Annotated in this window: 15 protein-coding genes; 2 read left to right on the top strand and 13 right to left on the bottom strand. The window is 43.5% G+C overall.

The window, feature by feature from the left end; all coding sequences use genetic code 11:
• Positions 1 to 206: 206 nt before the first annotated feature.
• The 6 genes from rhaD to JNUCC31_RS22015 all read right to left on the bottom strand — a co-directional run bounded on the left by rhaD (position 207) and on the right by JNUCC31_RS22015 (position 4,844).
• Positions 207 to 1,052: a rhamnulose-1-phosphate aldolase gene (gene rhaD, locus JNUCC31_RS22040; protein ID WP_192264764.1), complete on the bottom strand. Its 846-nt coding sequence runs from the start codon at positions 1,050 to 1,052 to the stop codon at positions 207 to 209.
• Positions 1,053 to 1,438: 386 nt separating this feature from the next.
• Positions 1,439 to 1,960, bottom strand: a complete 522-nt coding sequence (locus JNUCC31_RS22035) for a GNAT family N-acetyltransferase (RefSeq protein ID WP_192264762.1) — start codon at positions 1,958 to 1,960, stop codon at positions 1,439 to 1,441.
• Positions 1,961 to 2,076: 116 nt separating this feature from the next.
• Positions 2,077 to 2,772 (bottom strand): MORN repeat-containing protein, encoded by a 696-nt coding sequence (locus JNUCC31_RS22030; RefSeq protein ID WP_192264760.1) that lies wholly within the window; start codon positions 2,770 to 2,772, stop codon positions 2,077 to 2,079.
• 168 nt (positions 2,773 to 2,940) lie between these two features.
• Positions 2,941 to 3,228 (bottom strand): hypothetical protein, encoded by a 288-nt coding sequence (locus JNUCC31_RS22025; RefSeq protein WP_192264758.1) that lies wholly within the window; start codon positions 3,226 to 3,228, stop codon positions 2,941 to 2,943.
• A gap of 174 nt (positions 3,229 to 3,402) precedes the next feature.
• The gene (locus JNUCC31_RS22020; protein ID WP_192264756.1) at positions 3,403 to 3,891 is read right to left on the bottom strand and encodes a DinB family protein; all 489 of its coding nucleotides are present in this window, start codon (positions 3,889 to 3,891) and stop codon (positions 3,403 to 3,405) included.
• Positions 3,892 to 3,920: 29 nt separating this feature from the next.
• On the bottom strand, positions 3,921 to 4,844 hold the full coding sequence (locus JNUCC31_RS22015; protein ID WP_192264754.1) for an AraC family transcriptional regulator: 924 nt from the start codon (positions 4,842 to 4,844) through the stop codon (positions 3,921 to 3,923).
• 332 nt (positions 4,845 to 5,176) lie between these two features.
• Here JNUCC31_RS22015 and JNUCC31_RS22010 point away from each other — a divergent pair, with 332 nt between their 5' ends.
• A complete protein-coding gene (locus JNUCC31_RS22010; protein ID WP_228469179.1) occupies positions 5,177 to 5,440 on the top strand; it encodes a DUF2642 domain-containing protein in 264 nt (87 codons plus the stop codon).
• A gap of 60 nt (positions 5,441 to 5,500) precedes the next feature.
• Here the strand turns inward: JNUCC31_RS22010 and JNUCC31_RS22005 are convergent, their stop codons facing one another.
• Entirely contained in the window at positions 5,501 to 6,295 is a 795-nt protein-coding gene (locus tag JNUCC31_RS22005; protein ID WP_192264752.1) for a DeoR/GlpR family DNA-binding transcription regulator, read from the bottom strand.
• 73 nt (positions 6,296 to 6,368) lie between these two features.
• The gene (locus JNUCC31_RS33475; RefSeq protein WP_228469178.1) at positions 6,369 to 6,638 is read right to left on the bottom strand and encodes a hypothetical protein; all 270 of its coding nucleotides are present in this window, start codon (positions 6,636 to 6,638) and stop codon (positions 6,369 to 6,371) included.
• A gap of 187 nt (positions 6,639 to 6,825) precedes the next feature.
• Between JNUCC31_RS33475 and JNUCC31_RS22000 the strand changes: the two genes are divergently transcribed.
• Positions 6,826 to 7,260, top strand: a complete 435-nt coding sequence (locus JNUCC31_RS22000; protein WP_228469177.1) for a hypothetical protein — start codon at positions 6,826 to 6,828, stop codon at positions 7,258 to 7,260.
• A gap of 463 nt (positions 7,261 to 7,723) precedes the next feature.
• On the opposite strand, the gene JNUCC31_RS21995 is transcribed toward JNUCC31_RS22000, so the two are convergent.
• The 5 genes from JNUCC31_RS21995 to tatC all read right to left on the bottom strand — a co-directional run bounded on the left by JNUCC31_RS21995 (position 7,724) and on the right by tatC (position 12,645).
• Positions 7,724 to 8,767, bottom strand: a complete 1,044-nt coding sequence (locus JNUCC31_RS21995) for a flavin-containing monooxygenase (protein ID WP_192264749.1) — start codon at positions 8,765 to 8,767, stop codon at positions 7,724 to 7,726.
• A 201-nt stretch (positions 8,768 to 8,968) separates the two neighbouring features.
• Positions 8,969 to 9,205, bottom strand: coding sequence for a hypothetical protein (locus JNUCC31_RS21990; protein WP_192264748.1), 237 nt, complete (start codon positions 9,203 to 9,205; stop codon positions 8,969 to 8,971).
• Between the two features lie 219 nt (positions 9,206 to 9,424).
• Positions 9,425 to 11,059 carry a chaperonin GroEL gene (groL, locus tag JNUCC31_RS21985; RefSeq protein WP_192264747.1) on the bottom strand — a complete coding sequence of 545 codons (1,635 nt, stop codon included), beginning with the start codon at positions 11,057 to 11,059 and terminating at the stop codon, positions 9,425 to 9,427.
• A gap of 74 nt (positions 11,060 to 11,133) precedes the next feature.
• Positions 11,134 to 11,415, bottom strand: a complete 282-nt coding sequence (gene groES, locus JNUCC31_RS21980; protein WP_192264746.1) for a co-chaperone GroES — start codon at positions 11,413 to 11,415, stop codon at positions 11,134 to 11,136.
• Between the two features lie 447 nt (positions 11,416 to 11,862).
• On the bottom strand, positions 11,863 to 12,645 hold the full coding sequence (gene tatC / locus JNUCC31_RS21975; RefSeq protein WP_192264745.1) for a twin-arginine translocase subunit TatC: 783 nt from the start codon (positions 12,643 to 12,645) through the stop codon (positions 11,863 to 11,865).
• Positions 12,646 to 12,666 lie beyond the last annotated feature (21 nt).

The following is a 12,666-nucleotide window of genomic DNA, read 5'->3' as shown; positions in this document are numbered from 1 at the left end:
GAAATACGCCAGCGCGTGATAATGCATACTACGATTCAATAATCGATAACAAAGCCGATCTTGTTCAGCATTTTGAACTTTTTTGAGCCAAAACGGCGATTGTTCGCCGAAAAAAAGAAAATGGCCTTCGGTTTACTAAACCAAAGACCATTCCGCATTAGGCTGTGTTGGTACTCTCTTTTTTATACGATCTCGTGCCCTCAAACCTACATGCCCAAAATGCCAGGACGTGGAGTAACACCGAACACCTGAGCCAATGTCACCAGTTGTTCATCCGTAATGCGCTGCCGGACTTCGTGACCATGAATCAGCATATAAACCTGGGCTGCCTTCTCAATGGTCTCTATAAGACCAAAAGCTTCATCCATCGTTGTGCCTGTTCCAAAGATCCCATGCTGCGGCCAGATGACCGCGTGGTATTCCTTCATTTTCTCAGCCGTTTCCTGTCCAATTTCATTCGATCCAGGCACCATCCACGGAATAATACCCACACCGTCAGGAAATACGACCACACATTCTGTACACATCTGCCACAACGTCTTTGTAAATTTCATCTCATCCAGCTCATGGATAAACGTCATTGCCAGCACATGGGTCGCATGGTTGTGCATCACAACCCGGTGGTTTGGGTCGACCTTCAGACGTTCAATATGGCTCATAAAATGCGTAGGTAATTCACTCGTTGGGTTCGCCCCTGACTTGAAGCCCCATAGCACTTCCAACGCCTGGCCATCACTCGATACACGCAGCAACCCTAAATTGCTCTCCGGATCAGCCAGTACATTTTTGAAATATTTGCCCGAAGCAGTCACGATGAAATATTTCCCTGCCAGTTCGTGTACCGAAAATGCGGGTTTAATCCTGCGGATCACATGGTTGATATCGATGTATTTAGCAACTTCCTCTTCCTCCAGAAGATAACTAACATTGCCTCCATTACGTTCATCCCAGCCATTTTTCCACATATGTTGGGTAATTTCCGCCATCTCACGGACAAAAGGAATATGGAAACCAACTGCCTGCGTTGTTTCGTTGGTAAGGGTCACGTTCATCATCATTCTCTCCTTATGATAAAAAATAGAATGGCCGTCGCACAATAGTAAGTTCCTTTTTTCACATTCATTATACCTTTGTTTATCTTTATAAGTCAATAATACACAGAAAAATATACTCTGTTTATTTTTGTTTATGTTTGTTTTTTCATTTTCCATAAAACAAACAAAAAAATACCTCACCGGCGTCCGGCGAGGTCAGTCACACATCTATCTAACACGAGAAGGGGTTTACAAGAATAATCTTACCCCTACTACCTTAATAGAAGCTGAAAATGAAATAAAAAAACGATGAAAACCCATTTACCCAAAAATGACCGTCACTACTGCTATCCATTCAAGCTTATACATTTTAAATCTATGAGCTGCCCTGAATGGCAAATTATTTATCTCTTTTTCAGCAAATAGGACGGATGCATCAAACCAGTCGGTTCATAACACTCGTCGCGTACATACTCGAAGCCAAGCTTGGACAGCATGTGACGCGACACGTCATTGTCAGGATGATGCCCCGCAAACAGTCCTTCAACCTTCAGTTCTCCAAATGCATAGTCAACTACCGCCCGTGCAGCCTCCATCGCATAACCCTTGCCCCAGTAATCCCTGGTCAGATGAAATCCCAGTTCATATATGTTTTCTTCCGGAGAATACGGGCGCAAGCCGCAGCAACCGACAAACACTTCCGAATCTTTTTCAAAGAGGGGCCAGTATTGCACCCCCACCTCCTCTTGCCTTTTTATTTCCAGCGCCAGCCTTGCTTCCACTTCATCCTCGCTCAGAAATCCCTTGCTGCTGATCCACTTCGTCACCTCATGATCTCCCCATAAAGCAGAGGCCAGAGCTCGATCCTCTTCGCTCCATGTCGAAAATTCCAATCGCTCGGTTTCCAGAAACGTTGTTCTGTTCATCGTCCAATAACCTCCTGTGTCCTAACCTCAATCTACTGTTACTTCTAAATAGAATTACTCGAATAGCCATCTGGATAAACAACATTTTGATTTGTACCCTTACTTAAGCTTTATACCTATAATTGCTGAGCCAGCTTCTCGAACTGATTGATAAGAGGCTTAATTTCTTTTTCTACACTCTTAACAAAAGAACTAAATTGCTTGGGACTGTACTCATCCCCGACACCAACTTCTTTGTATACTTTTCCCTTGTGATATGTAAACGAGAAGAAATAACCAGCTTTCAATCCATTTAATATATTTCCGGCATCCCCCAGAATTTTAAGACTCATTTTCGAATCTTTATAAATAAAAGAATACGGAGGATCTGCCACTGTAACATGCCAAACATCATACCCGGCACTCCACTGATCCTTTGTAAATGTTCCGGTCTGAATTCGCGCTTCCTGCATTTCACCTGTCAGTGAAGTTTCTGTACTTTGCAGTTCACCTTTCCCTTCCTTTTTGTCGTTCTTCCAGAACCCGTCATACTTAAGCTCTGTAATGCTGTCCTCACCACGCGTAACTACTTTATAAACACCCTGACCTGAACGTTTGCCTGCCATCCAGTTTCCTTTGTAGGTTTTGCTCTTTCCCCAGCTCATTGTTCCATATCCGTGCGGTTTTCCATTTTGGGTTTCTCCATAATACGTCGATCCGTTACTGTACTCGAGGGTACTCATGACAGAAGCTGCCTGAATAGCATGCGGAGACAGGAATAAAGACAATCCCAAGCTTACCCCCAAAACGTAGATGAATATCTTTTTCAACATCGAATCTTCCTTTCGTTTGGCGTAAGAATATCATTCTTATAACCACAGGTTTTATTTAACACATCCCATATGATACCATCTTCACATCAGCCATATCTATCCTCAAAAATAGTTTAAGCCCCTGTCGGCAACATGTCCGACAGAGGCTCAACAAACGAATTACATCAATCAGAAATCAGATGTTGCAATTTGAATCGTACCTGTAGAAGCACCTGCTGCACTCGTCAATAAGGCAGCTACGAGCAGCAAGTTTACAGACAGTGTAAGGCTGTTGCCGGCAGGGATTAAATACGTGATGACAGGTGCATCCACGCGAGTAACAACCAAACTGACTGCGAACGGACCAAAGTTGTTAACCGTGATGCTGGCATTGACACCTCCAGCCAGGTTCTCATAATACGATTTGCCCACGCTTGCAGCCAAGTTGTAAAACTGTTGCGGTAAAAGGATGGCCATGGAAATCACCTCCTTTTTGCTTTGATACAGTATTCTATGTTTGGAATCTATTAATGTAACGGTAAATGACAGTGTTATACTGTCCATTTTAATAGAGATGCTAGACTGCCTAATCAAAAAGCCCCGCCAGATCATCCGGCGAAGCCAATTCCATGCACTCACATTCTAAGATTGTTAAGCATAAAGCATGAAAAAGTTCAGCTCATGCCCCCGCTGTTTGAGATAGTTATATAGCTGTGAACGGTGGTGGAATACATGCGTTAACGTTTCAATCTGCCATTGGGCCTGCAAATGGCCATGCTCCATATAGAAGGCTTTGGTTGAACGGTTTAACAGATCTTCTTCGCTCAATGAAACGATATACGCTTTGTAGGTTTCCAAATTGCTCCAGAGGGTCGCCTCCAGTTTTTCAATGTCCTCGATCCCCGACAAGCTATTCTCCACCAAACCAACTTCTGCCTCGTCTTTCTCCTGCATAATCACAAGGTCCGATGCCGTGATCTGAATAAAATGGTGGACCAGTTCCACCAGTGAACGCATATTCTCCTGCGGGCGATAAGCCCAGTCCTCTGGACGGATCAAGCGAATCAAGCTAGCTCCCGTACGAACCCCTGTCTCCAATTCACGGAGCAGATGATCCCGCATTTGCATTGTTCCATTCATAAATAGTCTCTCCTTTATCTTATATATTGTCATGAATTCAATATAACGGATTGAGCAGCTGATTTATTGTACAAATCGGACAACATCTGATGATGTTCTTTGGCAGCTGTCAGCGGGGTGTCTCCATAGAACTTGCGAAATTGACGAATCAGATGGGCTTGGTCATAAAAACCATGAATCAAGGCCAGCTCTACCCCATCCTCCGTATGCCCCTGATGAATACTGTCCAGGACACGGTGAAAACGAACAACTTCGCTGAATCGCTTTGGACTGATTCCAATCCATTCTGCAAATTTCCGATGCAACTGCCGTTCACTGATAACCTCTCGCATTGCCAGTTCACTGACACTCATCCGCCCTCCATCCATAAATACACGGTGCAGCACATTTTTCATCATATCACTCTCATATGTATGGGCCTGCACGGACAATGGGCTCAAATAGGAATTCATCACCTGTACCCGTTCTTCAAAGCAACTCGTTTCAGCCATCCGCTCCTGAAGTCCATTCAGCTTGGCTGGCCAACATTCCTCAAGCGGAATTCGCCTGTCCGTAAATTCTTCCAACGGCAAACCGTGAAAGACATATGCTCCCCCCGGGAAAAAGCGTACGCCAAATGTGTATTCGGAAGAAGCAGACACATTGGCTGACTCAGGTACAACGAACGGATGTGTATAATTGCCACAGTACGCGTATGAATGTACCAAACGGATGGGGTTGTATGTAATCAGCATGTCCGTGCAACCATCTGGCAATACCCGAGCAGGCACAGACATATAAGGCTGATCTGCTGTACCTTGGTTCTTTTCTGAATCCGGAATAGAACCCGACTCCCAATAACAGGCTACATAAGCCAGCAGGGAAACAGATGGGGTTTGCTCAATATAATAGGTGTTCAAATCTGCTCCATTCATTTGAATGGGTCTGAACAGTGGGTGCAGGCTGGGGTCCACAAATCATCCCTCCGTTACTTGCGTATATGTATTTACCTATCATACCATCAACCAATGAAATGAAAAAAGTGCCCCGCCGGACGATCCGACGGGGCTAGTCACACATCTATTTAACACGAGAAGGGGTTTACAAGACTTATCTTACCCCTGCTACCTTAATGGAATCTGAAATGGAGATGAAAAGAACATCAAAATTCAAACGCTCCGATTCACAGCAAAGTTGTCATGGCTCATTCAGATTTACGATTTGTTCGTTTTCAAAGCAATCATCCTGTGTCGTATGGGTAGGCAACCGCATAGAATGCCCTATAAATGATTTGGGAGGTTTTTTCGTGAATAATTATCCAATGATGCATCATATGGCTAACTCACCTTACATGCACCACATGCCTCATAACATTGTGGTCCATCAGGTAGATCATTGTATAGTCGAGAGCTTGATGTCCTTGGTCGGAAAAGTGGTTATCCTTGAAACGACACGCGGCAGACTTGACGGATGTGTCGTCACTGTTAAGCATGACCACGTTGTGCTGGAGGAAAGACAGAAGAAATTTTTTGTGCGCATTGCCGAAATCGTCTGGATTATGCCCGATTAAGAGAAGAAAGGAGCTGCGACAGCAGTTCCTTTTTTCACTTTACTGTTCATACATTCGTCTTCACACGTGAGTTTCACTCGGCATCATCCATTTGGTATTGGATTCGTCAAGCTGCGCTTTCCATTCTGCCGGGGGCTCCAGTTCCGAGATAACCATATCCACATTCTCGAAATCACAGATCTTCACCATCGATCGCTTATACCATTTCGATGAATCCGCCAGAACGATAGAGTTTTCCGATTGCTGAATCCATTTGCGAGTCAAAGTTGCTTTCTCATAATCATAGCTTGTGAATCCATGTTCCATGGATAACGCATCTACCGTTACAAAGGCTTTATTCACAAAAATGTCTGACATACTTGCTTCTGCAATTGCACCAGCCACACGGAGATGCTTCACACTCACTTCACCGCCAAGCATAATGATCCGGCCATCGAATTGCTCTCGCTTCTTCAGCTCAATCAAGGACATCATGGCAGAGATTGAACTCGTTAGAACTGTGACATCTCTCTTCCGGGATAGAAACGGAATAATCTGGAGCGGTGTTGTACCTTCATCCAAAAAAATAACATCGTGATCTTCAATCAGCGTAAATGCCAGATACCCGATTTTCTCCTTCGCCTCTTGATTGACACAGGCTCTCTCGAACAAGGCAGGTTCTACTTCCACCTTCAGCTTGATCGCACCACCGTAGACCTTTTTCAGCTTATTTTCTTTCTCAAGTTCATCCAAATCTCTGCGAATCGTCTCTGTTGTAACTTCAAACATGCGAGCCAGGTCACCCGCAATGACCTTCCCATGCTCGTTAAGCAAGTTCATTATGCTTAGTCTTCTTTCTTCACCTGCAAGAGACATGCCCAGTCCTCCCATTCCTCTTTATGATTACGATGCATATTGAATACTATAGCAACTCTAAGAGCGATAACGCTTATACCGCAGGTAATGCAATAACCCATGTTGTCAGTAAGATCATATTCATCGTAAACAGATTATCTCCACCCGCTCTAAACATACCGACAATCCAAACATTATTCAAGAAAAATGCAGTCATCGCCGCGGCTTGAAGAAGCAGAATATTTCCCAAAGAAGCATGCACTTCACCGCTCAAATTAGGACATATATAGGGAGGCATATTATAATGAGCATGAGGTGAGATTTTGCAATTTCTATTTATAACCCTGTTCTTAATTGCATTCATTGCATCATTCGTATTTCTTGTTTTGACGGTCCTTTCCGCAAGGAAACAAAATGGAAACACAAATAGGCATGTTATTCTAACGGGGATATGTCTTGTAATTGGTTGTATCGGGGTTTACGGTAAGATATCTTTGACGGATAAGACTGTCCATAACGGGACAACTCAGACAGAACACCCTGGCTTCAACATGACAACGGAGGAGTTCAAGAACAAGTTCAATTCAATTGTAGGTAAATACCGATTAAATGGTTTAGGTATGACCCATCTGAACGTGAAAGAGTCCTCAGAAGATAACACAAGAACTTTCGAGTATGTCTTTAGTGATGATTTACGTATGATTGGTGTGTTGGATTCAGATCAAAGAGTACAAGGAGTCAGGTTATACGGGACTGGTGATGTCAGCGAACCAACCGACGGAACCCTTTTAACCGCTATTGCCACACTCATTCTTACAACCAATAGCGATTACACCTATAATGATGCGCAAGACATCATACAGGATATCGGTTTATTAGATCGCGATGTGAATCAGACCGATTTTGAAGGGGCAACGGTTCGGAATGGATTGGAATATCGCTTTATCATTCAAGATAGTCGCACCTTTACTTTTGGAATATCGTAACGAAGTACGTTGCAATTGCGTGAAAAAGGCCGCTCCATTACGGATCGGCTCAACGTCTGATATGTATTATTGATGGATAAACCCAAAAATCAAAGTGATCACTATACAAAAAAGCGATACAAGGTACAGTATCCATTTACTGATTTTATCTTTGAAAGTGATCATTAAACAAATAATGCAAATCCACGCGATTAATAGTTGCCACATATCCAAAAAAAACCACCTCCACACTGCGAAGAGTTATTCAAAATTTACAATTTCACTTTGATTGTTCCAACTCATCTTAAAGGTTATCGGGTCTTTGGTTTTCTCCGCATCAGTAATCGTTCCCGACATTCTGATAGATAAAAGTACTATAGTACAAAGAATCCATGGCAGTTTAAATATAATTTCATAAAATCCCTCCTTTTGGGATTATGATATTCGCTAATCATCCCTAACGTCTGCTCTAGCATTATGTGTCTTACCTTTGAATCAGATGGTTAATGATCTTCTGAGCATCGTATTTAACCCACCCTAATAGCGCTGAACCTCGTGATGTTTGCCAAGACAGTCCTACAAAGTACAGTCCAGCAACCGGTGATACCCCTCTCTTATGTATAAGTATACCTTGAGAATTAAAAGCAGTATCGATATCGATCCAACCATCATTTCTTTTAAACCCAGTAGCCCAGATAATATTGTCTATTGGTGTCCCACTACTATCCTCACACAGGATGCGGTTATCTATTGCATTTATAGCACGTGGAAGCATATTAACTTTTCCTTGGATCATCAACTCTTTTAACTCATAGCCATATACGTACTCAGGCTGATTTCGTAACCACTTTCCGACCATACGATCTGCACTTGCACGTAATACTCCAAACTTTTCAAAATACCAGAATATACTGCGTTTCATGATATGCAAAGGCCTAAATGTTATATTTCGAGCTATGGATATGTAAACTGCTTGTTTATCATCTTTTGCTAGTTCTACGGCGATTTGGGCACCTGAATTCCCTCCGCCTACGACTACTGTTGTTCCAGGAAGCAATTGAGAGAGGTTTTTATACTCTGATGAATGAAGTTGAATCACATTCTCGGATAATGACTTCGCAAAATGAGGAACACTCTTGGTCTGGAAAGGTCCTGTAGCAACGATAATATTGCGCGCTTCAATCACTCCCTCATTAGCTTCAGCATAGTACACCTCATCTCGCTTCCAGAGACGGGTGATTAAACAGTTTAACTTTATAGGAAAATCCATTTGTTTAGCGTAGCTCTCAAAATAATCTGCAATTTCATCTTTGCTTGGCAGACCATTTTTATCCCCACTAAGAGGTAACCCGGGTAATCCATCGTACATTCGTGGGGTAAATAGTTTCAAGGAATCGTACCGTTTACGCCAAGATTCCCCCACAGATGAGGCAGCATCAACGATTAAAAAGGTTAACCCCGACTGTTGAAGATAGTAACCCGTTGCCAAGCCTGCTTGCCCAGCTCCTATAACCAATACATCGTACATATGTATCATCCCCAAAACATATATTAATATATGAACATCCATTCATATGTTTATTTTACTTAACAACTATCTATTTGGCAATAGATGAAAACATCATCATTTCTTTCATGATCAAGATTAAAAAGACTCCCACATGGGAGCCTTTAATATTTCAGCAAGTTGCTTGTAACATATCTTGGATGCTATTTATGGTATTAGTTATTACCTTGTGTATCGATCGATGTCATCGATCGCAGATTGGTGCTCTCTTCTATGATGGTCTTCATGCTGACGTACGTCGTTCTTTAATTTTGCTAAGAATCCCCATCCCATAAAGGCAAGTAAAAGCACGGTAATTAGCGCATAAGCGAAGCTATATAGATTCATGTGAAAATTGATAAAAATTGCACCAAGCATCAAGCCCAGAATCCATAATACCCACTTTGTACTCTTTCTCAATTCATCCCCTCCTCAGACTATTATACTAATTCCTCTATGTATCAAGGTACATACGAAAATAATAGATACAAGGTTCCAATCTCAGGATATTCATAACCCCCAGTCCTTGATCAGATTATTAAGAAGTGTATTGCTGGTCACACCGTGACGGAAATGAAAAAAAGCTCCCTCTCGGGAGCCTTTAATCTATTTGCATTACAAAGGTTTTTACACCTTTACTTACATCATGCCGCCCATTCCACCCATGCCGCCCATGTCAGGCATTCCGCCACCAGCACCTGCAGGTTCTGGTTTGTCAGCGATAACCGCTTCGGTAGTCAGGAACATTGCCGCTACAGAAGCAGCGTTTTGCAATGCATAACGTGTTACTTTCGCAGGGTCAACGATACCTGCTTCGATCATGTTAACCCACTCGCCAGTCGCAGCGTTGAAGCCCACGCCTGTTTGTTCTTTTTTCAGACGTTCCACGATGACGGAACCTTCTTCGCCAGCATTAGCTGCGATTGTACGGATTGGTGCTTCCAGAGCGCGCAGGACGATGTTTACGCCCGTTTGCTCGTCACCGGACAGGGCTACACCTGCAACCGCGTTGTATACGTTCATAAGCGCTGTACCACCACCGGATACGATACCTTCTTCAACCGCAGCGCGAGTTGCGTTCAGGGCATCTTCGATGCGCAGTTTGCGTTCTTTCAATTCTGTTTCAGTAGCCGCACCGACTTTGATTACTGCTACGCCACCGGACAATTTAGCCAGACGCTCTTGCAGTTTCTCTTTGTCGAACTCGGAAGTTGTTTCTTCCAGTTGTGTACGGATTTGGCTAACACGTGCATCGATATCGGATTTGTTGCCAGCACCGTCAACGATGATTGTGTTTTCTTTCGTTACACGGATTTGGCGAGCTGTACCCAGTTGTTCCACAACAGCGGATTTTAGGTCCAGACCCAGTTCTTCCGTGATCAATTGGCCGCCAGTGAGGGCAGCGATGTCTTGCAGCATTGCTTTACGACGGTCACCGAATCCTGGAGCTTTAACAGCTACAGCATTGAATGTACCACGCAATTTGTTCACAACCAGCATAGCCAATGCTTCGCCTTCGATATCTTCAGCGATCAATACCAGCGGCTTGCCTTGTTGAACGATTTTCTCAAGCAATGGCAAGATGTCTTGCGTGCTGGAGATTTTTTTGTCTGTGATCAAGATGTACGGATTGTCCAAAACAGCTTCCATTTTGTCCGTATCTGTGATCATGTAAGGAGAGATGTATCCACGGTCGAATTGCATACCTTCAACCACTTCCAACTCTGTAGCGAATCCACGGGATTCTTCAACCGTGATTACGCCGTCTTTACCCACTTTTTCCATAGCTTCAGCGATCAGTTCGCCTACTTCTTCGTCAGCTGCAGAAATCGCTGCAACTTGTGCGATGGATTGTTTAGTTTCGATCGGTTTGGAGATTGCTTGCAGTTCAGCTACAGCAGCTTTAACCGCTTTGTCGATCCCTTTACGGATACCGATTGGGCTAGCGCCTGCAGTTACGTTTTTCAAGCCTTCTGTGATCAGCGCTTGAGCGAGTACAGTTGCAGTTGTTGTACCGTCACCGGCAACATCGTTCGTTTTGGTTGCTACTTCTTTAACCAGTTGTGCACCCATGTTCTCGAATGCATCTTCCAGTTCGATTTCTTTAGCAATTGTTACACCATCATTCGTGATCAGCGGGCTTCCGAATTTTTTCTCCAGAACCACGTTACGGCCTTTAGGACCGAGTGTTACTTTTACTGCGTTAGCCAATGCATCCACACCACGAAGCATGGAGCGACGAGCGTCTTCACTGAATTTAATGTCTTTAGCCATGTTAAGAAAACCTCCCTAGTTTTTGGTCTAAAATGGTGTTGCTATATGGTTCGGTTAACCGATTAAATTTGAAATTAGTCGAGAATCGCGTGAATATCGCTCTCTTTCATAATCAAATATTCTTTACCTTCGAATTTGATTTCTGTACCGGCATATTTGGAGAAAATAACACGATCTCCTTCTTTCACTTCCAGAGCTGCACGTACTCCGTCTTTCAATACTCCAGCACCAACTGCAATAATTTTACCCTCTTGCGGTTTTTCTTTGGCGGAGTCCGGAAGTACGATCCCGAAAGAAGTGGTTTGTTCTTGCTCCAGTGGTTCTACCAATACGCGTTCACCTAAAGGTCTGATCATGAAAAATAGCCTCCTTTTGAAATTATATAACGTTGCATCGTGGGTTGTAGCCATATGTATTAGCACTCGACAGTGTTCAGTGCTAACAACCAACTTTATGATACTCAACTTGAAGCATGATTTCAAGTCCTTTTGATGAATTCTTGCGAGATTTTACATCAGATTTACACCAACTCAGCCAAACAGCACTCATTTTGCCAGCATATTTGTGGTCTTATGCTAATCTTATTCTACGGAATCCACTCGTCCTCCTGCAACGTTCCCAGGCAGTCCTTCTTCCATTGTATCCATTGTTGATTAGAATATGCCTGCTTGTCCTGTTGCGTCTATGGAAATCTACAGAAATAACCCGGAGCAGAACAGATCGTCTTCTCCGGGCATATTGCCATGTATCCTATTCCAGCAGCAGTCCTTTATCCAGGAATATTCAATATGGCATTTAATTCTCTAACCCGCATGCTTCTCATCTTCAGCACGAACGTAGCGAGATTCGATCTCTGCGTCTGCCGCGTGCTGCTTGCGGTATACGATTGCAGATAGAAACACACTAATTTCATATAACAGGAGCAGGGGAATCATCACCAGAATATCCGATATAAAATCTGGAGGTGTAATGACCACAGAAATAATAATCAGGACAAAATAAGCAACTCTCCGCATTTTGCGAAGCCGAATCGGATTCAAAATCCGAAGTCCTGTTAGAAACATAATAAGCAAAGGAAGTTCAAATAATAGGGATACGGGCAACACAATCCCAAACAGGAAACTGAAATATTGCTTCATTCCGTACGTCTCCACAAGCCCCATTTTCTCCGTAATTGCCGTAGTGAAGGCAAGGGCCATTGGAAAGACAACGTAATACGAGAATGCCACTCCAATAAGAAATAACAGGAAAACATAGGGTACATACTTCAGTGATGCTTTCCGCTCGCGCGGTCGCAATCCGGGACTAACAAACTTCCAGATCTGAAACACTGTAAATGGCAGCGTAATAATCAGTGAAAACAGACCGGCAATCTTCATGTAGATGCCAATCCCGTCCCAGAACGAAAAGGCGTGCAGCACAAAACCCTGTGCTGACTCGGCCTTCGTCAGATAGCGATATACCGGGTCCGCTACGAAAAAACCTGCAACCAGACCCAGCACAAAAATGCTTAATACGTAGATCAGCCGCTTTCGCAGCTCGCTTAGATGTTCCGTAATCGTCATTTCTTCATTTTGCTGCGTCATGCCTGCCCCCCAGTATTGCCA

The organism is Paenibacillus sp. JNUCC-31 (genome assembly GCF_014844075.1).
GTDB lineage: Bacteria > Bacillota > Bacilli > Paenibacillales > Paenibacillaceae > Paenibacillus.
Note: the sequence above shows the minus strand (reverse complement) of the source record. Positions and strands in the feature narration are given on the sequence as shown.

What these genes read in the sequence shown, in the direction of transcription:
- JNUCC31_RS21995 (WP_192264749.1), bottom strand. Translation starts at nt 8,767, where the DNA reads ATGTACGATGTATTGGTTATAGGAGCTGGGCAAGCAGGCTTGGCAACG.
- JNUCC31_RS22035 (WP_192264762.1), bottom strand. Translation starts at nt 1,960, where the DNA reads ATGAACAGAACAACGTTTCTGGAAACCGAGCGATTGGAATTTTCGACA.
- groES (WP_192264746.1), bottom strand. Translation starts at nt 11,415, where the DNA reads ATGATCAGACCTTTAGGTGAACGCGTATTGGTAGAACCACTGGAGCAA.
- JNUCC31_RS22005 (WP_192264752.1), bottom strand. Translation starts at nt 6,295, where the DNA reads ATGTCTCTTGCAGGTGAAGAAAGAAGACTAAGCATAATGAACTTGCTT.
- groL (WP_192264747.1), bottom strand. Translation starts at nt 11,059, where the DNA reads ATGGCTAAAGACATTAAATTCAGTGAAGACGCTCGTCGCTCCATGCTT.
- JNUCC31_RS33475 (WP_228469178.1), bottom strand. Translation starts at nt 6,638, where the DNA reads ATGAATGCAATTAAGAACAGGGTTATAAATAGAAATTGCAAAATCTCA.
- rhaD (WP_192264764.1), bottom strand. Translation starts at nt 1,052, where the DNA reads ATGAACGTGACCCTTACCAACGAAACAACGCAGGCAGTTGGTTTCCAT.
- JNUCC31_RS22020 (WP_192264756.1), bottom strand. Translation starts at nt 3,891, where the DNA reads ATGAATGGAACAATGCAAATGCGGGATCATCTGCTCCGTGAATTGGAG.
- JNUCC31_RS22025 (WP_192264758.1), bottom strand. Translation starts at nt 3,228, where the DNA reads ATGGCCATCCTTTTACCGCAACAGTTTTACAACTTGGCTGCAAGCGTG.
- tatC (WP_192264745.1), bottom strand. Translation starts at nt 12,645, where the DNA reads ATGACGCAGCAAAATGAAGAAATGACGATTACGGAACATCTAAGCGAG.
- JNUCC31_RS22000 (WP_228469177.1), top strand. Translation starts at nt 6,826, where the DNA reads ATGACAACGGAGGAGTTCAAGAACAAGTTCAATTCAATTGTAGGTAAA.
- JNUCC31_RS22030 (WP_192264760.1), bottom strand. Translation starts at nt 2,772, where the DNA reads ATGTTGAAAAAGATATTCATCTACGTTTTGGGGGTAAGCTTGGGATTG.